The organism is Alloalcanivorax venustensis (genome assembly GCF_047495515.1).
Taxonomy (GTDB): Bacteria; Pseudomonadota; Gammaproteobacteria; order Pseudomonadales; family Alcanivoracaceae; genus Alloalcanivorax; species Alloalcanivorax venustensis.
In genome coordinates this window covers 2,886,744-2,910,001 of sequence record NZ_CP179934.1, presented here as the reverse complement: position 1 = coordinate 2,910,001, position 23,258 = coordinate 2,886,744, and the positions used below count along the sequence as shown (strand labels likewise).

General features: G+C 66.5%; 19 protein-coding genes. 12 read left to right on the top strand and 7 right to left on the bottom strand.

Annotated elements, in window-relative coordinates; translation table 11 throughout:
• Positions 1-6 precede the first annotated feature (6 nt).
• On the top strand, positions 7-1,107 hold the full coding sequence (locus ACMG4O_RS13645) for a sensor domain-containing diguanylate cyclase (RefSeq protein ID WP_142948739.1): 1,101 nt from the start codon (positions 7-9) through the stop codon (positions 1,105-1,107).
• Positions 1,104-2,216, top strand: a complete 1,113-nt coding sequence (locus tag ACMG4O_RS13640) for a diguanylate cyclase (RefSeq protein ID WP_414433961.1) — start codon at positions 1,104-1,106, stop codon at positions 2,214-2,216. The genes ACMG4O_RS13645 and ACMG4O_RS13640 overlap by 4 nt, the downstream gene beginning before the upstream one ends.
• 3 nt (positions 2,217-2,219) lie before the next feature.
• Here ACMG4O_RS13640 and argF read toward each other — a convergent pair whose 3' ends face one another.
• Together argF and ACMG4O_RS13630 are read right to left on the bottom strand one after the other, a co-directional pair.
• Positions 2,220-3,134, bottom strand: a complete 915-nt coding sequence (gene argF / locus ACMG4O_RS13635; RefSeq protein WP_414433960.1) for an ornithine carbamoyltransferase — start codon at positions 3,132-3,134, stop codon at positions 2,220-2,222.
• A complete protein-coding gene (locus ACMG4O_RS13630; protein ID WP_414433959.1) occupies positions 3,131-4,324 on the bottom strand; it encodes an aspartate aminotransferase family protein in 1,194 nt (397 codons plus the stop codon). The genes argF and ACMG4O_RS13630 overlap by 4 nt, the downstream gene beginning before the upstream one ends.
• 161 nt (positions 4,325-4,485) lie before the next feature.
• Between ACMG4O_RS13630 and ACMG4O_RS13625 the strand changes: the two genes are divergently transcribed.
• From ACMG4O_RS13625 to ACMG4O_RS13610, 4 genes are all read left to right on the top strand, one after another.
• Positions 4,486-6,081, top strand: a complete 1,596-nt coding sequence (locus ACMG4O_RS13625) for a hydantoinase B/oxoprolinase family protein (RefSeq protein ID WP_414433958.1) — start codon at positions 4,486-4,488, stop codon at positions 6,079-6,081.
• Positions 6,082-6,153: 72 nt separating this feature from the next.
• Entirely contained in the window at positions 6,154-8,343 is a 2,190-nt protein-coding gene (locus ACMG4O_RS13620) for a TonB-dependent receptor family protein (RefSeq protein WP_370233525.1), read from the top strand.
• 124 nt (positions 8,344-8,467) lie between these two features.
• Complete coding sequence (grxD, locus tag ACMG4O_RS13615; RefSeq protein WP_067604848.1) at positions 8,468-8,797, top strand: Grx4 family monothiol glutaredoxin; 330 nt, start codon at positions 8,468-8,470, stop codon at positions 8,795-8,797.
• 164 nt (positions 8,798-8,961) lie between these two features.
• Positions 8,962-9,564 (top strand): peroxiredoxin, encoded by a 603-nt coding sequence (locus ACMG4O_RS13610; protein WP_067604846.1) that lies wholly within the window; start codon positions 8,962-8,964, stop codon positions 9,562-9,564.
• 133 nt (positions 9,565-9,697) lie between these two features.
• On the opposite strand, the gene rnt is transcribed toward ACMG4O_RS13610, so the two are convergent.
• Entirely contained in the window at positions 9,698-10,366 is a 669-nt protein-coding gene (rnt, locus tag ACMG4O_RS13605) for a ribonuclease T (RefSeq protein ID WP_142948733.1), read from the bottom strand.
• Between the two features lie 119 nt (positions 10,367-10,485).
• Between rnt and ACMG4O_RS13600 the strand changes: the two genes are divergently transcribed.
• From ACMG4O_RS13600 to ACMG4O_RS13575, 6 genes are all read left to right on the top strand, one after another.
• Positions 10,486-11,709 (top strand): argininosuccinate synthase, encoded by a 1,224-nt coding sequence (locus ACMG4O_RS13600; RefSeq protein ID WP_335629875.1) that lies wholly within the window; start codon positions 10,486-10,488, stop codon positions 11,707-11,709.
• 126 nt (positions 11,710-11,835) lie between these two features.
• Positions 11,836-13,107, top strand: coding sequence for a serine/threonine protein kinase (locus ACMG4O_RS13595; RefSeq protein ID WP_194856088.1), 1,272 nt, complete (start codon positions 11,836-11,838; stop codon positions 13,105-13,107).
• Positions 13,108-13,256: 149 nt separating this feature from the next.
• A complete protein-coding gene (locus ACMG4O_RS13590; RefSeq protein WP_194856089.1) occupies positions 13,257-13,691 on the top strand; it encodes an ATP-dependent zinc protease in 435 nt (144 codons plus the stop codon).
• A complete protein-coding gene (gene rimK, locus ACMG4O_RS13585) occupies positions 13,688-14,596 on the top strand; it encodes a 30S ribosomal protein S6--L-glutamate ligase (protein ID WP_142948729.1) in 909 nt (302 codons plus the stop codon). The genes ACMG4O_RS13590 and rimK overlap by 4 nt, the downstream gene beginning before the upstream one ends.
• 58 nt (positions 14,597-14,654) lie before the next feature.
• Positions 14,655-15,728 (top strand): succinylglutamate desuccinylase/aspartoacylase family protein, encoded by a 1,074-nt coding sequence (locus ACMG4O_RS13580; protein ID WP_194856090.1) that lies wholly within the window; start codon positions 14,655-14,657, stop codon positions 15,726-15,728.
• A 13-nt stretch (positions 15,729-15,741) separates the two neighbouring features.
• The gene (locus ACMG4O_RS13575) at positions 15,742-16,878 is read left to right on the top strand and encodes an App1 family protein (protein WP_414433957.1); all 1,137 of its coding nucleotides are present in this window, start codon (positions 15,742-15,744) and stop codon (positions 16,876-16,878) included.
• A 118-nt stretch (positions 16,879-16,996) separates the two neighbouring features.
• Here ACMG4O_RS13575 and ACMG4O_RS13570 read toward each other — a convergent pair whose 3' ends face one another.
• From ACMG4O_RS13570 to ACMG4O_RS13555, 4 genes are all read right to left on the bottom strand, one after another.
• The gene (locus ACMG4O_RS13570; protein ID WP_414433956.1) at positions 16,997-17,389 is read right to left on the bottom strand and encodes a rhodanese-like domain-containing protein; all 393 of its coding nucleotides are present in this window, start codon (positions 17,387-17,389) and stop codon (positions 16,997-16,999) included.
• A 14-nt stretch (positions 17,390-17,403) separates the two neighbouring features.
• Positions 17,404-19,311 carry an AMP-binding protein gene (locus tag ACMG4O_RS13565; RefSeq protein WP_142948725.1) on the bottom strand — a complete coding sequence of 636 codons (1,908 nt, stop codon included), beginning with the start codon at positions 19,309-19,311 and terminating at the stop codon, positions 17,404-17,406.
• A gap of 496 nt (positions 19,312-19,807) precedes the next feature.
• Complete coding sequence (locus ACMG4O_RS13560) at positions 19,808-21,169, bottom strand: DEAD/DEAH box helicase (protein ID WP_414433955.1); 1,362 nt, start codon at positions 21,167-21,169, stop codon at positions 19,808-19,810.
• Positions 21,170-21,305: 136 nt separating this feature from the next.
• On the bottom strand, positions 21,306-23,255 hold the full coding sequence (locus ACMG4O_RS13555) for a metallophosphoesterase family protein (RefSeq protein WP_142948723.1): 1,950 nt from the start codon (positions 23,253-23,255) through the stop codon (positions 21,306-21,308).
• Positions 23,256-23,258 lie beyond the last annotated feature (3 nt).

The window sequence follows — 23,258 nt, the reverse complement described above, 5'->3', positions numbered from 1 at the left end:
GATCGCATGCACGGACGGCTTGCCACAGTCACCGATCGACGCCAGGCGTTGCGTTTGCGCCGCCTGGCGTTTTCGTTGCTGATGGGTGGCGCCGCGCACACCCTGGTGTGCTGGCTGATCCTGCAATGGGGGTTCTTCCGGGGCGGCGCCACGGTCTTTTACGCCCTGTTCGGCACCATCTGGGCCGGCCACCTGGGCCTGCTGCTGTTCGCCCGCACCGGCCTGAACCGGCGGCTGAACAACCCGGCGATGACCGAGCCGGTGATGATCTGGTGCATCCTCACTCTACTGGCGTCCGCGCTCTACCTGGATCAGGGCCGCCTGGCGGTGATGGCGTTCTTCTTCGCCATCCTGCACCAGGGCGTGTTCCGCGTGCGCCGCCGGCAGGTGGCGCGGGCCGCCGCCCTGGCGGTGGCCGGCTACGCCCTGGTATTGCTCTACCTGAACGCCCGTGGCGACCTGGCGCAGCCGTTGCTGGAGGCGGGCCAGTGGCTGTTGTTTTCCCTGGTCACCCTGGCCATGGTGCTGCTGGCCAGCGAGATCACCACCATTCGTTTGCGGCTGCGCGAGCGTAACGGCCAGCTCGCCGAGCTGCTCGAGCGGATCCAGGACCTGGCGGTGAAGGACGAGCTCACCGGCCTGTACAGCCGCCGCCACGCCATGGAGCTGCTCGCCAAGGCCTGCGGCCAGGCCCGCCGCGGGGCGTTTCTGCTGGCGGTGGGGTTCGTCGACCTGGACCACTTCAAGCGCATCAACGACCGCCACGGGCATCTGTTCGGTGACCAGGTGCTGGTGCGGTTCGCCGAGCTCACCCGCCGCTACCTGGGCGACAAGGACATGGCCGCGCGGCTGGGCGGCGAGGAGTTTCTGATCATGCTGCCGGTGATGGACATGGAGCAGGCGCTCACCAGCGTGGAGCGCCTGATGAGCGCGTTGCGAGCCCAGCGTTTCATGGCCGCGCCGGCGCTGGAAGTGACCGCCTCGGTGGGGCTCACCGTGGTCGGGCACGGCGAAAGCCCGGACGAGGTGCTGGTGCGCGCCGACCGTCTTCTTTATCAGGCCAAGGCCGCCGGCCGCGATCGGATCATCACGGCGGGTCCACCGTGAACAGCCGTTATTGGCGCCGGGCGCGCCGGCTGACGGTCAGTGAGCGGCGTCTGCTGCTTCGCCACGGTCGGTCCCTGGCGGCGGTGGCGCTGTTTCACGCGCTGCTGGTGGTGGCGCTGTGGCTGTGGGGCACGCTGGACGCCGGCGGGCTCTACGTGAGCCTGCTGCTCGGCGCGCTGGCGGTGATCACGGTGGTGTATCTGCTGCTGATCGAAACCGGCGCCACCCTGGAATGGCGGGAATCCAGCCTCTCCGTGCCGATGGCCCTGGGCCTGGTGATCGCCTTTCTGATCGCCGCGTTTCCCATGAACGAGGCGCGCATCAGCGCCATGATTCTGTTCTTCCCGCTGTTGCTGCTGGTGTCGTTCCGGCTCGGCGCCCGCTCGCTGCTGTCGCTGGCGCTGCTCGCCAGCGTCGGCTACGCGCTGATGCTGGCCCTGGCGCTGGCGACGCGGGGCCTGCGGCTGAGCCTGAGCCTGGAGCTGCTGCAGTGGCTGATCTTTACTCTGGTGGCGCTGAGCTTCGCGGTGACCGGCAGCGGCGTGAACGGCCTGCGGCGCAGCCTGGCGGTAAAGAACCAGGCGCTGGCGGACGCCCTGGAACAGGTCCGCGACCTGGCGATCCGCGATGATCTCACCGGCCTGTTCAACCGCCGCCATATTCTGGAAGTGCTGGAGCACCAGAAAGCGTTGGCGGACAACCAGATTTACCCGTTCTCGGTGTGCTACGTGGACCTGGACCATTTCAAGCGCATCAACGACGAGTACGGCCACGACATGGGCGACCGGGTGCTGCGCCAGTTCGCCGAGCACACCCTGGATAATCTGCGCGAGGGGGACTACCTGGCCCGGCTGGGCGGTGAGGAATTCATTCTGGTGCTGCCGCAGAGCGACCTGGCCGGCGCCGAACTGGTGGCCGAGCGGCTGCGCGAAAGCTGGGCGGCGCGCAGCTTCGACGATCGCCGCGGACCGCCGGCGGTGAGCCTGTCGGCGGGGGTGGCCAGCTACCGGGGCAAGGAAACCGTGGACCAGCTGCTGGGCCGCGCCGACCGCGCCCTCTACCGGGCCAAGACCGGCGGCCGCAACCGGGTCTGCCGCGAGGACCAATAACCCTTAATGCGTCCCGGTGAGCAGGAACTCCAGCAGCGCCTTCTGCGCGTGCAGCCGGTTTTCCGCCTCGTCCCAGACCACCGCGCGCGGATCGTCGAGCATGTTGTGGCTGACTTCCTCGCCCCGGTGGGCGGGCAGGCAGTGCATGAACAGCGCCTCCGGGTCGGCCCGGTCCATCAGCGCCGGGTTCACCTGATACTCTGAGAACCGCTTGATGCGGTCGGCCTGCTCGTCTTCCTGGCCCATGGAGGCCCACACATCGGTGACCACCAGATGCGCGCCTTTCACCGCCTCGGCGGGGTCGCGCTGCAGGGTGACCCGGTGGGCGAACGCCGCCACCAGGTCCGCCGGCGGCTCGAAGCCCTCCGGGCAGCACACCACCAGCTGGAAATCGAACTGCTCGGCGGCGTTGATGTAGCTGGCGCACATGTTGTTGCCGTCGCCCACCCAGGCCACGGTTTTACCGGCGATGCTGCCCCGGTGCTCGACGAACGTCTGCATGTCGGCGAGCAGCTGGCAGGGGTGGAACTGGTCGGTGAGGGCGTTGATCACCGGTACCCGCGAGTGGGCGGCGAAAGCCTCCACGGTGTCGTGGTCGAAGGTACGGATCATCACCGCGTCCACCATCCGCGACAGCACCCGGGCGGAATCCTCCACCGGTTCACCGCGCCCCAGTTGGGTGTCGCGCGGTGACAGGAACACACTGGCGCCGCCGAACTGGGTCATCGCCACTTCGAACGACACCCGGGTGCGGGTGGAGGATTTCTCGAAAATCATGCCCAGGGTCTTGCCGCGCAGGGGCTCGTGGAACTGCCCGGTGTGCAGCATGGTTTTCAGCTCCACGGCGCGCTGTATCAGATACCCCAGCTCCTTGGGCGTAAGGTCCATCAGAGTGAGAAAGTGACGCGGGCTGCTCATGGGTTCTCCTGATCACGGGCAAAGTCGCGGATCACCTGGGCCAGGGTGTCCACCAAGAAACGGAGTTCGTCGTCGTTGATCACCAGGGGCGGCAACAGCCGCACCACCGAGCCGGCGGTGACGTTGATCAGCAGGCCCGCCTCGCGGGCCCGGCCCACCAGTTCGCCGCAGTCGCGGTCGAGCTGCACGCCGATCATCAGCCCGCGGCCGCGCACCCCGGTGACCAGCGGCACGTCGGCCAGCCGGTCGCGCAGGGCCGCGCGCAGCGTCTCACCCTTGGCGCCGACCGCCGGGATCACCTGGTCGCTGAGCGTTTCCACCACGGTCAGCGCGGTGGCGCAGCCCAGCGGGTTGCCGCCGAAGGTGCTGCCGTGGCTGCCCGGCCCGAACAATGCCGAGGCGGCACCGCTCACCAGGCAGGCGCCGATCGGGAAGCCGTTGCCCAGGCCCTTGGCGGTGGTCAGCACGTCGGGCTGCACGCCGTCGCCCTGGCACGCGAAATAGGTGCCGGTGCGGCCGTTGCCGGTCTGGATTTCATCGAACATCAACAACCAGCCGTGGCGGTCGCACAGCTCACGCAAGCCGCGCAGGTAGCCGTCGTCGGGCACGTTGACCCCGCCTTCGCCCTGCACCGGTTCCACCAGCACGGCGGCGATGTGGCCGGCCTGGTCGTCGGCCGCGGCGGCTTCCACCGCCGCCAGGTCGTTGTAGGGCAGATGCTGGAAGCCTTCCACCAGCGGCTCGAACCCTTTCTGCACCTTGCGGTTGCCGGTGGCGGACAGGGTCGCCAGGGTACGGCCGTGGAAGCTGTTCTCCATGACCAGAATGCGCGGCGTGTCGCTGCCCCGGTTGTGGCCGTGCAGACGCGCCAGCTTGATCGCCGCCTCGTTGGCTTCGGCGCCGGAATTGGAGAAAAACACCTTCTCCATATCGCTCAGCGCGCACAGGCGCGCGGCTAGTCTTTCCTGGGCCGGTATCCGGTACAGGTTGGAGGTGTGCACCAGTCGCGCGGCCTGATCCGCCAGGGTGCGGGTCACCGCCGGATGGGCGTGGCCGAGGTTGCACACGGCGACGCCGGACACGGCGTCCATAAAACGGTTGCCGTCGGCATCGTATAGCCATACCCCTTCGCCGCGTTCGAAGCTCACCGGCTGACGGGCGTAGGTGGGGATCAGATACTGCTCGCTCATGGTCTTTGGCGCTGTAGGTCGATGAAGAACGCTTACAAACAAAAAACGGCAGCCGAGGCTGCCGCGTGGACCCTGAATAATACTGAGGCCGGCGCGGGGACGCAATTCCCGCGCCGGTATCCTGTATCCTGATCGGTGAACCGCATTTTCAGGGGGAAGTCATGGACCCGGTACAGCTGAGTATTTTCGCCAACCGCCTGGCGGGTATTTGTGACGAGATGGGCGCCTTGCTGCGCGCCAGCGCGCTGTCGCCCAACATCAAGGACCGGCTGGATTTTTCCTGCGCCATCTTCGACGCCGCCGGCGGCCTCTGCGCCCAGGCCGCGCACATTCCCGTGCACCTGGGCTCGATGGCCTACGCCATGGCGGACCTGGTGGAAGGCCGCGACTGGCGCCCCGGCGACCTGCTGGTGGTCAACGACCCCTACCTGGGCGGCACCCATTTGCCCGACGTGACGGTGGTAGCGCCGGTGTTCGCCGGCGAGCGGCTGGCCGCCTTCACCGTGACCCGGGCCCACCACGCCAATATCGGCGCGCACAGCCCCGGCTCCATGCCGGTGTCCAGGACCCTGGACGAGGAGGGGCTGGTGATCGCCCCGCAGTGGCTCAAGCGCGAAGGCGATTGGCAGCTGCCGTTGAGCCGCCGGCTGGCGGGGCTCGGCGAGGGCGACGAGCTGCCCCTGGACGTGCCCCGGTTCGCCGATTTCGCCGCCCAGGCCAGTGCCTGCGAGGCGGGCGCCCGGCGGCTGGCGGCGCTGATCGGCGAGCGCGGCCTGGAGACGCTGCGCGCGTCCCTGGACGCCCTCAACACCTATGGCGAGCGGCGCATGCGCCAGCGACTGGCGGACCTGGCCGACGGCGAGTACCGCTTCAGCGACGTGATGGACGACGACGGCCAGGGGCGGTTCGACATCCCGCTGGTGGTCACCCTGCGGGTACAGGGGGACGGCGCCGAGCTGGACTTCACCGGCACCGCCGACCAGGTGAGCGGCAATATCAACTGCCCGCTGTCGGTGGCGGCGGCCGCCGCCTACTACTGTTTCCGCTGCCTGCTGCCGGACGACGCGCCGTCCTGCGCCGGCCTGTTCCGGCCGATCGCGTTGTCGGCGCCGGTGGGCAGCCTGGTCAACGCGCGCCGCCCGGGCGCGGTGGCCGCCGGCAACGTGGAGACCAGCTCGCGGATCGTCGACGTGGTGCTGGGGGCCCTGGCCCAGGCGTTGCCGGGCGAAATTCCCGCCGCCAGCCAGGGCACCATGAACAACCTGGCGATGGGGGAGAGCGGCGAGAACGGCGCGCGGCCCTGGGATTACTACGAAACCATGGCCGGCGGCATGGGCGCCCACCGCCACGGCGACGGCCTGGCGGCGGTGCACAGCCATATGACCAACACCCTGAACACACCCATCGAAAGCTTGGAAGAGCACTACCCGCTGCGGGTGCGCCGCTATGCGCTGCGCCGGGGCAGCGGCGGCGAGGGCGCCCACCGGGGCGGCGACGGCATCGAGCGGGAGCTGGAATTTCTCGCCCCCGCCAGCTTTACCCTGCTCACCGAGCGACGCCGCCACCGGCCCTGGGGGCTGGCAGGGGGCGGGCCCGGCGCCGCCGGCGAGAACCGCCTGAACGGCGAGGCCCTGCCGCCCAAATTCACCGGCCACGCCCGCCCCGGCGACCGCCTGCTACTGGCGTCGCCGGGCGGTGGCGGCTACGGCCTTACCGAAAACGAACAAAAAAAACGTGAGATAGGTAAAGTCACTTAGCTGTTAGTGAGAATCGTTTTCATTATTGTTCTCCGCGACTTACAAAACATACACGTCGCAGGAACCATAATGATGAAACGACGCAATGCCCCCCTGGCGCTCTGCGCCCTTGGCGGTGCCTCCGCCCTGTTGTTTGCCGAAACCCTGGCCGCCGACACCAACCGGTTGCCCTCCGTGGACATCATCGGCTCCAACGAGGACACCTTCAGCCTGTCCGGCTCGGCCCATGTGCTGTCCAGCGAAGACCTGGAGAAGAAGGAATACACCGACGTGCACCGCATGCTGCGCGATGTGCCCGGTGTCTATGTGCAGGAAGAAGAGGGCTACGGCCTGCGGCCGAATATCGGTATTCGCGGCACCGGCACCAACCGCAGTGACCGCATCACCGTGATGGAAGACGGCATTCCCATCGCCCCCGCGCCCTACGCGGCACCGGCGGCGTATTACTTCCCCAGCGCCGGCCGTTTCCACGGCGTGGAGGTGCTGAAGGGCCCGGACACCCTGCGTTACGGGCCCTTTACCGTGGGCGGTGCGCTTAATGTGCTGTCCACGCCGATCCCCACCGATGAGGCCGGCATGGTGCAGCTGGAGGCCGGCGAGGACCGCCATCAGCGCGGCCACGTCTGGTACGGCGCCAGCGAAGGGCAGTGGGGCTTCCTGCTGGAGACCCACCAGCAGAGCAGCGACGGCTTCAAGGATGTGGACCGCTCCAACCGGGACACCGGCTTTGACAAGCAGGACTACGTGGCCAAGCTGCGCTGGACCAGCCCCGACACCGCCGATGTGAAGCAGGCCCTGGAACTCAAGCTGTCGCATTCCAGCGAGGTGTCCAACCACAGCTACCTGGGCCTCACCGACCGTGATTTCAGTGATGACGCCAACCGCCGTTACGGGCTCAGCGCCTTTGACCAGATGGACAACGACCATGACGGCGTGGCCCTGCGGCATCACCTGGTGCTGGGCAGCGACACCAGCCTGGAAACCGCCCTCTACCGCAACAAGTTCCAGCGCAACTGGTTCAAGGTGGCCAGCGCCGGCGGCCAGAGCATCGGTGACCTGATCGAGGACGCCAACAACGGCGACGCCAACGCCCAGGCGATCCTCGACGGCGACCAGGACGTGGCCGACGTGCGTCTCAAGAACAACAACCGCGAGTACACCTCCGAAGGCATACAGACCGAGCTGTCCCACGGCTTTGAATGGGGCTCGGTGCGCCACGATCTGGTCGCCGGCGTGCGCTTCCATCAGGACGAAGTGGACCGCTACCAGCCGATCGAGGTGTTCGAGCAGCAGAACGGCAGCCTGGTGCGCAGCGGCTACATCGAGCCCACCGGCGGCGATAACCGCATCGAGGAAGCGGACGCCTTCTCCGCCTGGATGGTGGATCACATCCGCCTCGACCAGCTGCTGCTGACCGCCTCGCTGCGCTACGAGGACGTGGAAAGCGAAGCCAAGCGCTATGCCGACCCGGGCCGCAGCGTGGTCAGCCAGCGGGTCGACAATCAGGTCGACGAGCTGATGGCCGGCCTGGGCGCCACCTGGCTGCTGGACGACCACTGGGCGCTGCTGGCCGGCGTGCACCAGGGTTTCGCGCCCCCCGGCGCGTCTTCCGCCGAGGGCACCGATCCGGAGAAAAGCGTCAACTACGAGGCCGGCGTGCGCTACTGGAGCGGCCCGTTCAGCGCCGACGCCATCGCCTTCTTCAGTGACTACGAGAACACCGTCAACAACTGCTCGGTGGCGGCGCCGTGCCCCAACGGCGACACCATCGGCTCGCAGAGTTTCGGTGAGTCCCAGGTGCAGGGGCTGGAGCTGGGCCTCAACAGCCGCCTGTGGCAGGGCAACGGCCTCACCGCGCCGGTGCGCCTGGCCTACACCTACACCGACGGTGAAATCACCGAGACCGCCGACGACCTGAGCGTGCAGGACGGCGACGTGCTGCCGTACCTGCCGGAAAACCAGCTCAGCCTGACCCTGGGCCTGGAGCGTCCCGCCCAGTGGGGCGCCTACCTGACCACCACCTATGTGGACGAGGTGTGCGTGGACAACACCTGCGACCGTTCCAACGGGCCCGCTTTCCGCAGCACCGACGACTATCTGGTGGTGGATCTGGCGGCGTCCTACTATCTGCGCAGCAACGTGGAGGTGTACGCCAAGGTGGACAACCTGTTCGACGACCAGGAAATCGTCGCCCGTTCCCCGGACGGCGCCCGTCCCAACAGCCCGCGTACCGCCTACATGGGCGTGCGGGTGGGTTTCTGATGCGGCTGGCGCGCCGCACCGGTTGAAACCGGCCGGCGTTGCCCCCACTGTCTGCGGATACAGCAGAAAACCGGGCGTCGGTGTTATACTGGCGCCTTTCACTATCAGCAGGCAGGTGGTTTCTATGGATGATGTGATTCAGGTCATCAAGGACCAGATCGCGAAAAATCCGGTGCTCGTCTACATCAAGGGCACACCTCAGTTTCCCCAATGCGGCTTCTCCGCCCAGGTGGTGGAAGCCATGACCAGCGTCGGCAAACCCTTTGCCTACGTGAACATTCTGGAAGCGCCGGAAATCCGGCAGAGCCTGAAGGAATACGCCAACTGGCCCACTTACCCGCAGCTGTGGGTGAGCGGTGAGCTGGTCGGCGGGTGCGACATCATTATGGAAATGTACCGCTCCGGTCAGCTCAAGGAGCTGGTGGAAAGCGCCGCCGTGGAAGGCGACGCCTGAACCGACGCCGACGGCCCATTGGTTTTGCCAATCATTGCCAATGGGCCGGCCTGTTGAATCCTGGCACGGGATTCCCATGATAGGCGTGCAAAGGTGGCGTCAAGACGCCGCCGCCGGATGTGCGAAGATGTCTTCAACATTGATTCAACGCAGAGAGGAAAAACATGGGCGTACTGGTAGGTAAACCCGCACCTGATTTTACGGTTCCCGCCGTCCTGGGTGACGGCAGCATTGTGGATGAATTCACCCTTTCCGAGGCCATCAAGGGCAAATACGGCCTGGTGTTCTTCTATCCGCTGGACTTCACCTTTGTGTGCCCGTCCGAACTGATCGCCCTGGATCACCGCATGGACGCATTCAAAGAGCGCGGCGTGGAAGTGATCAGCGTGTCCATCGACAGCCACTTCACCCACAACGCCTGGCGCAACACCGCCATCAACGACGGCGGTATCGGTCCGGTGAAATACACCATGGCCGCGGACATGAACCACCAGATCTCCCAGGCCTACGATGTCGAATCCGAAGGCGGCATGGCGTTCCGCGGTGCCTTCCTGATCGACAACAAAGGCGTGGTACGCAGCCAGCTGATCAACGACCTGCCCCTGGGTCGTAACATCGACGAGCTGGTACGTCTGGTTGACGCCCTGCAGTTCCACGAAGAGCACGGTGAAGTGTGCCCCGCGGGCTGGCAGAAAGGCGACCAGGGCATGCAGGACAACCCGGCCGGCGTTGCTTCCTACCTGTCCGAGAACGCCGAGAAGCTGTAACTCTCAGCTCTCAGCGACGAAAAAAAGGGCGCCTTCTCGGCGCCCTTTTTTTGTGTGTGCTTGAGCGGAGGCTTGTGGGAGCGGGCCCCGCCCGCGAAAGGGAGCGAAGCTCCCGGCAGGATCCGAGAGACCCCTAATCCAGCGCGCGCGCCAGGGTCGGCGGCATCTCGCCGGCGGGCGGCGGCGGCCAGCCGCCCAGGTCGCGGAAGCGGTTGACCATGGAGCAGAACAGCTCGGCGGTGCGGGTGGCGTCGTACAGCGCGGAGTGGGCGTCGCGCTGATTGAAGGGGATGCCGGCCGCTTCGCAGGCCTTGGCCAGCACGGTCTGCCCGTACACCAGGCCGGCCAGGGTGGCGGTATCGAAGCTGGAAAACGGATGAAACGGGTTGCGCTTGATGTCGGCGCGCTCGCTGGCGGCGTTGAGAAAGCCCTGGTCGAAGAAGCTGTTGTGCCCGACCAGCACCGCCCGGTTGCAGCCGTGCGCTTTGACCGCCTTGCGCACCGGCTCGAACACGCCCTTGAGGGCGGTCAGCTCGCCCACCGCGCCGCGCAGCGGATTGTTGGGGTCGATGCCGGTGAAATCCAGCGCCGCCTGCTCGATATTGGCGCCGGGAAAGGGGTCGACGTGAAAGTGCACACGGGTCGACGGGCGCAGGTGGCCGCGGGCGTCCATGTCCAGCAGTACCGCGGCGATTTCCAGCAGGGCGTCGTTGCGGGCGTCGAAGCCCCCGGTTTCAACGTCCACCACCACCGGCAGGAAGCCGCGGAAGCGCAGGGCCAGGGACGGGTGTTGATTAGTCATGCTCTCTCCAGTCAGCGGTCGACATGCTACCCGATAACCGCACCTTGGGACAGGTGACGGCGGCGGACGGGCGCGGGTACAATACGCGCCTTTCTAATCGCGAGTTCTTGGAGTGACGCATGTCTGATATCAACAAGGTGGTGCTGGCCTATTCCGGTGGCCTGGATACCTCCGTGATCGTCAAGTGGTTGCAGGAAACCTACAACTGCGAAGTGGTCACCTTCACCGCTGATATCGGTCAGGGCGAGGAAGTGGAACCGGCCCGCGCCAAGGCCAAGGCGATGGGCGTGAAGGAAATCTACATCGAGGACCTGCGCGAAGAGTTCGTGCGCGACTATGTGTTCCCGATGTTCCGCGCCAACGCCATCTACGAGGGCGAGTACCTGCTCGGCACCTCCATCGCCCGGCCGCTGATCGCCAAGCGCCTGGTGGAGATCGCCGCCGAGACCGGCGCCGACGCCATCTCCCACGGCGCCACCGGCAAGGGCAACGACCAGGTGCGCTTCGAGCTGGGCGCCTACGCGCTGGCCCCGGGCATCCAGGTGATCGCGCCCTGGCGCGAGTGGGACCTGAACTCCCGCGAGAAGCTGATGCAGTTCTGCGAAGACCACGAGATCCCGGTGGACTTCACCAGCAAGAAGAAGAAATCCCCGTACTCCATGGACGCCAACCTGCTGCACATCTCCTACGAGGGCGGCAACCTGGAAGACCCGTGGTGGGAAGCGGAGGAAGACATGTGGCGCTGGAGCGTCAGCCCGGAAGCGGCGCCGGACAAGCCCACCTACGTGACCCTGACCTATGAGAAGGGCGACATCGTCGCCATCGACGGCGAACGCCTGAGCGCCGCCGAGATCCTCAGCAAGCTCAACAAGCTGGGCGGCGACAACGGCATCGGCCGTCTCGACATCGTCGAGAACCGTTACGTGGGCATGAAGTCGCGGGGCTGCTACGAAACCCCCGGCGGCACCATCATGCTGCCCGCGCACCGCGCCATCGAGTCGCTGACCCTGGACCGCGAATCCGCCCACCTGAAGGACTCGGTGATGCCCAAGTACGCCGAGCTGCTCTACAACGGCTACTGGTGGTCCCCGGAGCGCCTGGCGCTGCAGAAGCTGATCGACGCCACCCAGGAGAACGTCAACGGCGAAGTGCGCATGAAACTGTATAAAGGCGCCGCCACCGTGGTCGGCCGCCGCTCCGAGAACGACAGCCTGTTCGACGCCTCCATCGCCACCTTCGAGGACGATGCCGGCGCCTACGACCAGAAAGACGCGGAAGGCTTTATCAAGCTCAACGCCCTGCGCCTGCGCATCGCCGCCAAAAACGGCCGCAAACTGTCCTGATCGTCCCCGATCGGCGGGCCCCGGCCGGGGTCCGCTGTTACACATCGTCAATGGAAACCTTTCCGTTCTTGTACGAAGGTACCGATTAAGGCATTCCTTCGAATCACAACAACAGAAAGGTGGACCATGGCGACGCTCCCTGTTCCTTCGTTTTCAGCCGCACGGGCCGGGCTCTGCCTGGCGCTGATGCTGGTGGCCGCGCCGGTGGCGGCCGGCTGGCCGTTCAATCTGTTCTCGCCGCCCGAGTTCTCCGACCAGACCCGCGACGTGATCTTCGTCGGCAATAACTGGGAAGGCACGGTCAACGTGATCGACGCGGAGACCTATGAGCCGCTCGGCACCATCAACGCGATCCCCGATAAGAGCCAGCGCATCACCGAGATCTACCTGAACCCGGTGCGGCTGCTGTTCTTCCAGGGCGTGCGCCTGCTGATCGGCGAGGGCAACCACCAGTACGTGGACGACATGTACAGCTCCAACGACGGCCGCCTGCTGGTGGTGTCGCGGCCCAGCTTCGCGGATGTGGTGGCGCTGGACGTGATCACCGGCGAAGTGGTGTGGCGCTTCCAGGTGGACGGCTACCGCTCCGACCATATGGCGATCTCGCCGGACGGCAAGCATGTGGCGGTGTCCGCCTCCACCGGCGGCGTGGTGCATGTGCTGGACGTGGCCACAGGCGAAGAGGTGGGCAATTTCCCGTCCGGGGATTCCCCCCATGAGAACATCTACTCCGAGGACGGCGAGCGCATCTTCCACGCCGCCATCGGCCAGGTGTTCACGCCGCTGGACCGGGGCCGGGTGGTCAAGCAGCTGACCAAGGGCGAGCGCCTGTTCCAGATCGTCGACGCAGAGACCTTCGAGATCATCAAGCGCTTCGACCTGCGTGAAAAGCTGGACGAAGCGGGCTACACCCACCTGAGCCCGGCGATCCGGCCGATGGCGCACACCGACGATGAGCGCTATTTCTACTTCCAGGTGTCGTTCTTCCACGGCTTCCTGGAGTACGACATGGAGGAGGATCGCGTCACCCGTCTGGCGCACCTGCCCAACCTGGTGCCCAATCTGCCCCGCGAGAAGTACGTCAACGACTCCGCCCACCACGGCATCGCCCTGAGCGGCGACCAGAGCACCCTGTGCGTGGCCGGCACCATGAGCGACTATGTGGCGATCGTCTCCCGGGAGACCTTCGAATACACCATCTTCACCGGCATCGGCGAGAAGCCCTACTGGGTGACCACCAGCGGGGACGGCGAGCACTGCTATATCTCCTGGAGCGGCACCGACCAGATGTCCGTATTCTCCTACGAAAGCGGCCAGGAAGTGGCCCGGCTGGACGTGGGGGACCACCCGCAACGGGTCCGCGAGGGGCGTATACTGGAAAACTGGCTGACGCCCTGAAGCGCCCGGCGGGCGCGGCCCGCCGGTAAAATTTACGCTATTGTCTGGCCCCGCCGGGCGTCCCTGTGTACTCTGCCGAAAAGTCGGCGTGCCGGGGGCGCGGCGGGGTTTTTTATTATCCAAAGGCTTCCTGGCAAAAGAGCAAGCGCATGAATAAAACCACCGTGGGCTGGCGGGAATGGGCCAGCCTGCCCGATCTGGGGATCAAGGCGATCAAGATGAAGGTGGATACCGGCGCGCGCACCTCCGCGCTGCACGCCTTCAAAGTGACCAGTTTCCAGCGTGACGGGCGCGAGTGGATCCGGTTCTGTATTCATCCGTTTCAGGATTCCGACCAGTCCCGGGAATGCGAAGCGCCCCTGCTGGACCGTCGTGTGGTGACGGATTCCGGCGGTCACCGGGAAGAACGCCCGGTGATCAAGACCCTGCTCGCCGTGGGCGGGCGCCGCTGGCCGGTGGAGATGACCCTCACCGACCGTGACACCATGAAATTTCGCATGTTGCTCGGGCGTACCGCCATGGATCAGTTGGTGGTGCATCCCCAGGCTTCATTTTTACTCGGTGGCAACGAGCATCAACCATGAAGATAGCGATTCTGTCCCGGAACAAGCACCTCTATTCCACGCGCCGTCTGGTTCAGGCGGGCGAGGACGCCGGTCACGAAATGCACGTGATCGACACCCTGCGCTGCTATATGAGCATGGTCTCCCACAAGCCGGAGATTCATTTCAAAGGCCAGGTGCTGGAAGGCTTCGATGCGGTGATCCCGCGTATCGGTGCGTCCGTGACCCAGTACGGCACCGCGGTGCTGCGCCAGTTTGAAATGATGGGCGTGTTCCCGGTCAACGAATCGGTGGCGATTTCCCGCTCCCGGGACAAGCTGCGCTCCCTGCAGCTGCTGTCCCGCAAGGGCGTGGGCCTGCCGGTGACCGGCTTCGCCCACTCACCGGACGACATCCCCGACCTGATCAACATGGTCGGCGGCGCGCCGCTGGTGATCAAAATGCTGGAAGGCACCCAGGGCATCGGCGTGGTGCTGGCGGAAACCCGCAAGGCGGCGGAATCGGTGATCGAGGCCTTCATGGGCCTGAACGTCTCGGTGATGGTGCAGGAGTACATCAAGGAAGCCGGCGGCGCCGACATTCGCTGTTTCGTGGTGGGCGGCAAGGTGATCGCCGCCATGAAGCGCCAGGCGCTGCCCGGCGAGTTCCGCTCCAACCTGCACCGGGGCGGCACCGCCAGCCTGATCCGCATCACCCCGGAAGAGCGCGCCACCGCGGTGCGCGCGGCGCGCATCATGGGCTTGAACGTGGCCGGCGTGGACATTCTGCGTTCCCACCACGGCGCGCTGGTGATGGAAGTGAACTCCTCGCCGGGGCTGGAAGGCATCGAAGCGGCCACCAACAAAGACGTGGCCGGGATGGTGGTGAAGTTTATTGAGAGTCATGCTCGGCCGCATCGTACCCAGACGAAAGGGGCGAAGGGGTAGTTAAGAGTTAACGGTTAATAGTGAATAGTTAACAGCTAAAACAAGAATCCGGTGAGTGATGACGAGCAGTAACCGCAAGAACAAACAGGAAGAGAAGGCGGCGCCGTTTGAGTTGAACGGCACGCGGGTGATGCCGGGTACCCGGGTCAAGGTGGAGTTGCCGCTGGCGCAGCTTTATACGCAGACGCCGTTGAACGTGCCGATTCATGTGATCCACGGGCGGCGGCCGGGGCCGGTGCTGCTGGTGAGCGCGGCGATCCACGGTGATGAGCTGAACGGCGTGGAAATCATCCGCCGGCTGCTGCGTCATTCGTCGCTCAACCGGCTTAACGGCACCCTGCTGGCGGTGCCGGTGGTCAATGTGTTCGGCTTTATTCACAAGACCCGGTACTTGCCCGACCGCCGTGATCTCAACCGCTCGTTCCCCGGCTCGGAAACCGGCAGCCTGGGCGCGCGCATGGCCTGGCAGTTCAAGACCCAGGTGCTGGACCGCGCCACCCACGCGGTGGACCTGCACACCGGCGCCATCCACCGCGCCAACCTGCCGCAGATCCGCGCCGACCTCTCCAACGAGGACACCGCCGCCATGGCCGCCGCGTTCGGCGTGCCGGTGGTGATCAATTCGGTGCTCGGCGAGGGCACCCTGCGCGAAGTGGCCGAGGCCCAGGGCATTCCGGTGATCACCTACGAAGCCGGTGAAGCGCTGCGCTTCGACGAGAGCTCGATCCGCGCCGGCGTGAAAGGCGTGCTCAACATCATGCACCACCTGCGCATGACCGGCCCGCGCCGCACCCGCGCGCCCATGGAGCCGCACATCGCCCGCTCCTCGAGCTGGGTGCGCGCCGAGCGCGACGGCGTCTTTCTGCCGCTGGTGGCGCTGGGCGCCTGGCTGCGCAAGGGCCAGCTGATCGGCCGCATTTCCAGCCCGTTCGGCGGCGAGGACGTGACCATCGAATCGCCCTGCGCGGGTATCCTGGTGGGCCGCAACAACCTGCCGTTGGTCAACGAGGGCGAAGCCCTGTACCACATCGCCCGCTTCGAGGAAGTGCGCGAAGTGGCGCAGAATCTGGAAGTCTTCACCTCGGATATCGAACGCGGGCCGGGGCTCACCGGCGAACCGCCGATCGCCTGATAAGGACCGGATGATGATCTTGCCGTCGCCGCGGGCCGTGTATCGCGGTCTGCGCAAAATGCTGCGTTTTCTGGCGCGCCCGGCGCGGCGCGCCGGCAGCCGTGGCGGCCCGGTGATCCAGACCTATCGGGGCTACGGTTCCCGGGACGAAGTGTTCCTGATGGGGCGGGTGTTCCGGCAGCCGGGCCTGGGGCTCAAGCTGGGCGAGGGGCCGCTCGACGATCTGGTCAACATCGCCCGCCGCACCGCCCGCTGGGGCATCCGCGACGCCCGGGTGGCGGTCACCGTGGGCGACGCGCGCGCCAGCGTCACCACCGACCGGGACGGTTATTTCAGCGTGCAACTGCCGATCGAGGAGCCGCTGCCCGACGGCGCTTTCTGGCAGCAGGCGCGGCTGGAGCTGCTGCCCGCGTCGGAGAAGAGCGACGCGCCGTCCGGCGAACGCAGCGTGGCCGCCACCGCCGAGATCTATATTCCACCCCGTGAGGTGGACCTGGCGGTGGTCAGCGACATCGACGACACGGTGATCTACACCGGCGTCGCCAGCAAGCTGACCATGATGTACCAGCTGTTTATCGCCAAGGCCCGCCACCGCACCGCCTTTCCGGGCGTGTCCGCGTTCTACCGGGCGCTGTTCCACGGCGAAAGCGGCGAGCGCCGCCGCCCCATGCTGTACGTGTCCCGGGGCCCCTGGAGCATCTACGACGTGCTGGTGGAGTTCTTCCGTCTCAACCACATTCCCCACGGGCCGGTGCTGTTCCTGCGCGAATGGGGCGTGACCTTGCAGCGGCCGCTGCCGATCCGCGCCAAGGACCACAAGGCGATGCTGATCGAGCGCATGCTGTCGCTCTACCAGCAGCTGCCGTTCGTCCTGATCGGCGACAGCGGCCAGCACGACCCGGAAGTGTACGCCGACCTGGTGGCCCGCTACCCGGGCCGCATCCACACCATCTATATCCGCCACGTGCATCAAGGCGAGGACCGCGATCAGGCGATCCAGGCGCTCGCCGACCGCGTGGCGCAAAGCGGCTGCCAGATGATCCTCGCCAAGGACAGCCTGGAGATGGCCCAGCACGCCTTCCAAAACGGCCTGATCGCGCGGCGCGGCCTTGAAGAGGTCCGCGCCGACTGCCGCAGAAGAGGCAGTTAACAGTGAATAGTTAACAGTTAACAGCGAACACAAAGCGTAGCCGAGAGGTGGATGCCAGCTTCTCGCGCCAGGCCTCTCTGAAACGGTGTTTTCGCTATTAACTATTCACTGTTAACTATTAACTCTTCCTCTCGATCTTCCCGCCCGCGCCACGCCACGCTTCAAAGCCTCCTTCGATATCGCAGACCGGCCCAAACCCCATATCCATGAGCTGGGCGGTGGCGAGGGCGGAGCGGTGGCCGAGGGCGCAGAACAGGACGAAGCGCTGGCCGCTGGCGAAGTCGGCTTTGTGGTAGGGCGAATCCGGGTCGACCCAGAATTCCAGCATGCCGCGGGGCGCGTGCAGGGCGCCGGGCACGGTGCCTTCCCGTTTCAGTTCGCGCACGTCGCGGATGTCCACGAAGCGCACGTCCGGGTCTTCCAGTAGTTGCCGCGCTTGCTCCGGCGTAAGGCGCTCAATGCGCGCTTCGGCGGCGGCCACCAGTTCCGAGACACTTTTCTTCAGGGCCATGACGGCGTCCTCCGTTATTGCGGTTTGCCCGGCGCGGGCACCAGGCCGTCGCGGCTGAGTACCACGGCGATCTCATCGAGAATCGCCGGGTCGTCGATGGTGGAGGGTAGCGGGAAGTCGCGGCCGTTGGCCATCTTGCGCAGGGCGGCGCGCAGGGTCTTGCCGGAGCGGGTCTTGGGCAGGCGCGGCACCACCAGGGCGCGGCGGAAGCGGGCCACCGCGCCCACCTGGTCGCGGATCAGCGCCACCAGTTCCTGTTCCAGGCGCGGCTCGTCGATGTCGGCGCCGTCCTTGAGCACCACCAGGCCTACCGGCACCTCGCCGCACAGTTCGTCGTGCATGCCCACCACGGCGGACTCCGCCACCGCCGGGTGGGTGGCGATGTGCTCCTCCATCACCCCGGTGGAGAGCCGGTGGCCGGAGACGTTAATCACGTCGTCGGTGCGGCCCATGATGTAGACGAAGCCGTCGGCGTCCAGATAGCCGCCGTCGCCGGTATGGTAGTAGCCGGGGTGGGTGTTGAGATAGGCGTCCAGGTAGCGCGGGTGGTCGTTCCACAGGGTCTGGGCGCAGCCCGGCGGCAGCGGCAGGCGCAGCACGATGGCGCCTTCCTCGTCGGGCCCCAGCGGCCGGCTGTTGGCGTCCAGCACCTCCACCTGGTAGCCGGGCACCGGCCGGTTGGTGGAGCCGCCGCGCACCTCGGTCTGGCCCAGGCCGGTGCAGGGCGCGGTCACCGGCCAGCCGGTCTCGGTCTGCCACCAGTGGTCGTAGACCGGCCGGCCGGTTAGCTCGCTGAGCCACTGATAGGTGGGCGTGTCGAGCTTTTCGCCGGCCACGAACAGATGCCGCAGGCTGCTCACGTCGTAGCGCTTGAACGCCTCGCCGTCCGGGTCTTCCTTGCGGATCGCCCGGAACGCGGTGGGCGCCGCGAACAGGCCCTGCACGCCGTGTTCCTGCACCACCCGCCAGTAGGCGCCGGCGTCCGGTGTCTTCACCGGCTTGCCCTCGAACATCACCGTGGTGCAGCCGCCCAGCAGCGGCGCGTAGACGATGAACGAGTGGCCCACCACCCAGCCCACGTCCGAGCAGCCCCACCAGACTTCCCCGGCGCGCATGCCGTACACCTGGCGCAGCGCGTACAGCAGCGCCACCGCGTGGCCGCCGTTGTCGCGCACGATACCCTTGGGTTTCCCGGTGGTGCCGGAGGTGTACATGATGTACAGCGGGTCGGCGGCGTTCACCGGCACCGGTGCCGCCGGCTCGCTGCCGGTGACCTCCGCCCGCCAGTCCTTGAAGCCGGTGCCGGTCAGGTCCGCCGGGCCGGCGTCCCGCTGCAGTACCAGCACCGCCTCGACCCGGTGCGCCGCCTGCTCCAGGGCGCCGCTGACCAGCGGCATATAGGGAATCACCCGGTCGATTTCGATGCCGCAGGAGGCGGTCAGCACCACCTTGGGCTTGGCATCGTCCACGCGGATCGCCAGCTCGTGGGCGGCGAAACCGCCGAACACCACCGAATGCACCGCGCCCAGCCGCGCACAGGCGAGCATGGCGATGGCCGCTTCCGGCACCATGGGCAGATAGATCACCACGCCGTCGCCCTTGCCCACGCCCAGCCGCGCCAGGGCGCCGGCCAGTTCCGCCACCCGGTCCCTTAGCTGGTTGAAGGTGAAGCGCTGCTGGCTGGCGGTGACCGGGGAATCGTGGATCAGCGCCAGCTGCTCGCCGCGGCCCTGTTCGATCTGATGGTCCAGCGCCAGGTAGCTGGTGTTGAGCACGCCGTCGCCGAACCAGCGGTGGGTGCCGTCCTGCAGGGTGTCCAGAATGCGGGTGGGGGCCTGGTACCAGGCCACGGCCCGGGCCTGCTCGGCCCAGAAGCCGTCGGCGTCCTGCCGCGCCCGCTGGTAGGCTTCCGCGTAACTCATGCTCCGCTCCTCGCCGTCGTCGCTGCTTGTTGTTATTCGCCGCGCCCAAAGGGACGCTCAGGCTCATACAACCACGAAGCGGGCGGGGAGGCTATTCGACGAAGGAGGTAGGGGGCGTTGGCCTTGAGGCGGGGTTTCTCTCCAGCGGGGGGCGCGTGTCTGTGTTCTGCCCTTCCGGGAACGCCGTGAATACGTCCCTGTAGGCTCCCTGTCGAACGTCCTGTTCTCCAGGGTCCCGGAAGGGCAGAACACAGACACGCTCCAGTGGAAGATTCCACGGCTCCGGGTTATCGCTGACGCCTCACCTTTCTACGAAGCTTGTTTGGTGGGAGCGGGCTTTGTGGGAGCGGGCCCTGCCCGCGAAAGGGAGCGAAGCTCCCGGCAGGATGCCAGAGAGCTATCTAACGGCAGCATTAACAGCGTCTCTGGAACCCTGCCGGCCGGCAAAGCCGGCCTTTCGCTTGCAAGCAAGCTCCCACAAGGCCGCTCCTGCAGGTCAGGCGCTGCGGTTGCCGCCGCCGGAGCGGCGGGCGCGGCCGCCCTGGTTGGGGCGGCCGGAGCCGTTGCCGGCGCCGGCCGGGCGGCCGCCACCGCCGGAGCGCTGGCCACCGCCGGAGCGGCGACCGCCGCCGGGCTTGTTGCCGCCGGGGCGGCCGCCGCCACCGCCACGGGGGCGCTGGGGCGGCCGGGGCGGGCGGTCGTCGGCCGGTTCGGGGGCCGCTTTGCTGGCGTCGAAGCCGGTCACTTCCTTGCGTTCCAGGGGCTTTTTGATCAGCCGCTCGATGTCCTTGAGCAGTTTGCGGTCTTCGCCGCTGACCAGGGAGACCGCCTGGCCGCTGGCGCCGGCGCGGCCGGTGCGGCCGATGCGGTGCACGTAGTCTTCGGCCACGTTGGGCAGGTCGAAGTTGACCACCTGGGGCAGCTGGTCGATGTCCAGGCCGCGGGCGGCGATGTCGGTGGCCACCAGGGCGCGCACGTCGCCGTTCTTGAAGCCGGCCAGGGCCCGGGTGCGGGCGCCCTGGCTCTTGTTGCCGTGGATGGCGGCGGCCTGGATGCCGGCGCTTTCCAGCTGTTTGGCGAGGCGGTTGGCGCCGTGCTTGGTGCGCGTGAACACCAGCACCTGGAACCACTGCTCGTCGTCGATCAGGTGGGTGAGCAGGGCGGCCTTGTGGCTCTTGTCCACCGATACCGCCCACTGGCGCACGCGCTCGGCGGTGCTGTTGCGCGGGCTGACGTCAATCTGCACCGGGTCGTTGACCAGGGTCTTGGCGAGGCCGCGAATCTCGTTGGAGAAGGTGGCCGAGAACATCAGGGTCTGACGCTTCTGCGGCAGCACCTTGAGGATACGGCGGATGTCATGGATGAAGCCCATGTCCAGCATCCGGTCCGCCTCGTCAAGCACCAGGATTTCCAGGTTGTCGAAGCGCACCGCCTTTTGCTGGTAAAGATCCAGCAGCCGGCCGGGGGTCGCCACCAGGACGTCCACGCCACGGCTGAGCTTGTCGATCTGCGGGTTGATCTTGACCCCGCCGAACACCACCGCCGAGCGCATCGCCGGCAGATATTTGCCGTACAGGGCGACGCTTTCCGCCACCTGGGCGGCCAGCTCGCGGGTGGGGGTGAGCACCAGGGCGCGCACCTGGCGGGCCGGCGCGGGTGTGCCTTCACTGAGGCGCTGCAGCAGCGGCAGGGTAAAGCCGGCGGTCTTGCCGGTGCCGGTCTGGGCGGCGGCCATGGCGTCGCGGCCTTCCAGGACGGCGGGTATCGCCTGAGCCTGAATCGGCGACGGGGTGGTGTAACCCTGCTCGGCAACAGCACGCAGCAGAGGATCGATCAATCCGAGGGAAGCAAAATCCATATGAAGAGTCTTTCAGAAAACAAGGAGGGCGTAGCCCGAAGGGCGGGCAAGCCTAACGGATTGTGGGGCTGGGTACGAGTGTTATTTGTGGGCGGCCGGGGAAGCCCGCCCCTGAAACGGGGCGGGCGGGGGGTGGTTAGCGGCGCAGCAGGGCGAGTTCGGCGTCCTGTTGCAGGACGGCCCAGAAGCGGCGGCCGTGGTCCGGGTCGATGCCGACCAGGGGCTGGTCCGCGCAGGCGTCGGGACGCGTCGGCGGGGTGCTCAGGTAGCCGCCGTCGAATGGGCCTTCCACCAGACAGTCGGCGCTGGCCAGGGGCTGCCAGCCCTCGGCGGTGCGCACGCCCAGGTTCAGGCTGTCCACGTTGCTGCCTTCCGGGGCGTCAAAGGTGAGCGCGTAGGCGTCGGCGACGGCGGTGGCCAGGTCCCAGTCCTTGCTGGCGCCGGCGGGCAGGGTGTGCGGCTGCTTGGCGGTGCCGTCGGGCTGGCTGCCGGGCAGGCCGACCATGGTTTCGATGTCCTTCACCGCGCCATAGGCGCTCGAGTAGGTGCCGGTCTGGTTCTGGGTGCCGCTGATGATGAGGATGTCGGAAGCGGTTTCCCCGTCGCTCTGCTGCCAGCTCATGGTGACCAGCTCTTTCAGGTCGATGGTGGTTTCCGGGATTTCCACTTCCGTTTCGTTCAGCGGTACCAGACGGTTTTCACCGTTCAGGTTGGGGGTCCAGGGCTGGTGGTACTGGAACAGGAACTGGTAGCCCAGGCGCATCAGGTCGGTAACCGTCTCGGCGCGGCTGAAGCCGGGGGTCACGCCCATGTCGCGGGTGCGGCTTTCCACCCGGTTGAAGGTGTCGTTGGTGCCGGCCACCATGCGCGCCACGCTGCCGTCGTCGCCGGTGCAGTCGTTGCTGACGTAGCTGGCGTCCAGGTACATCACCGGGCGGGTGCCCTCGGGGATGGAGTTGGGGTAGACCAGCCGCTCGCAGCGGTTCTTGGTGCGGGTGAAGCGGTCCAGCAGCTTCCATTGCGGGTCGGCCAGTTCCTTGACGCCGTCCTCGTTGCTGCCGATGGTGTGCTCCACGAACCAGGACTCGTAATCCACCCGGTCGCCGTGGAAGGTGAGCACCGAGGCATTGGCGTCATAGGCCGGTGAGCCGTTGCTGCGGGTGTTCATCTTCTGCTGCACGATGCGCTGCACCAGTTCCCGTTCGCCGTAGCGGAACTCGTAGCCTTTATAAGAGGCGTTACCGGACATGATCTGGGTGTACTGCGGCAGGCGGTAGTTGCCGTCGGCGGTGGTCCAGGACGACGGATCGACCCAGATCGGCGCGGTCACCACGGAGCGCTGGTACATGTGCTCGTGGCCCTGCACCCAGAGCACGTCGTAACGGGCGAAGAAGGCGCGGATGTCGTCCCACATGTCCATCAGGGCGTTGTCGCCCTTGGTGCCCTCGACGATCATTTCCCGGGTTTCGCCGTATTTGGCGCCGATCAGGCCGTCGTGGCTGGCGATCACCAGGTGGTCGAATTTGTCTTCATTGGCGGCCACTTCCTGCTTGATCCACTCGAAGGCGATCGGCAGGTTGTAGTACTTGAGCAGGATGATCATCACGTTGTCGCGGATCACGTAGTAGTTCAGGTACTGGGCGCCGGCCATGTGCACCGCATCCTCGGGGATGTAGTGCTTCATGTTCTCGATCCACTCCACCGAGTAGGCGTAGCTGTCTTCGTGGTTGCCCATCAGCGGCAGGAACTCGATGCCGGCGTCGCGGTAGCTCTCCGCCACGGAGGTCCACTGCTCGAATTCCCGGGTGGTGCCGTGGTCGGTGAGGTCGCCCACCGGGATCACGATGTCCACGCCCAGCTCCTGCTCTTTGTCGAGCACCGCTTTCATCGGGTGCATGGAGACGTTGTCGCCGCCGCCCTGGGTGTCCGGCAGCAGGCCGATTTTCAGGGTCGAGGCGGTGGCGGGCGGCGTGGTGTTGCCGTTACCGCCGCCGGAGGTGCCGTCGGAACTGGACGAATCGCCGCCACAGCCGGCCAGCGTCGCCGCCAGCAGGCCGGTGGCCAGCGAGAAAGGCATTTTTTTCATGTT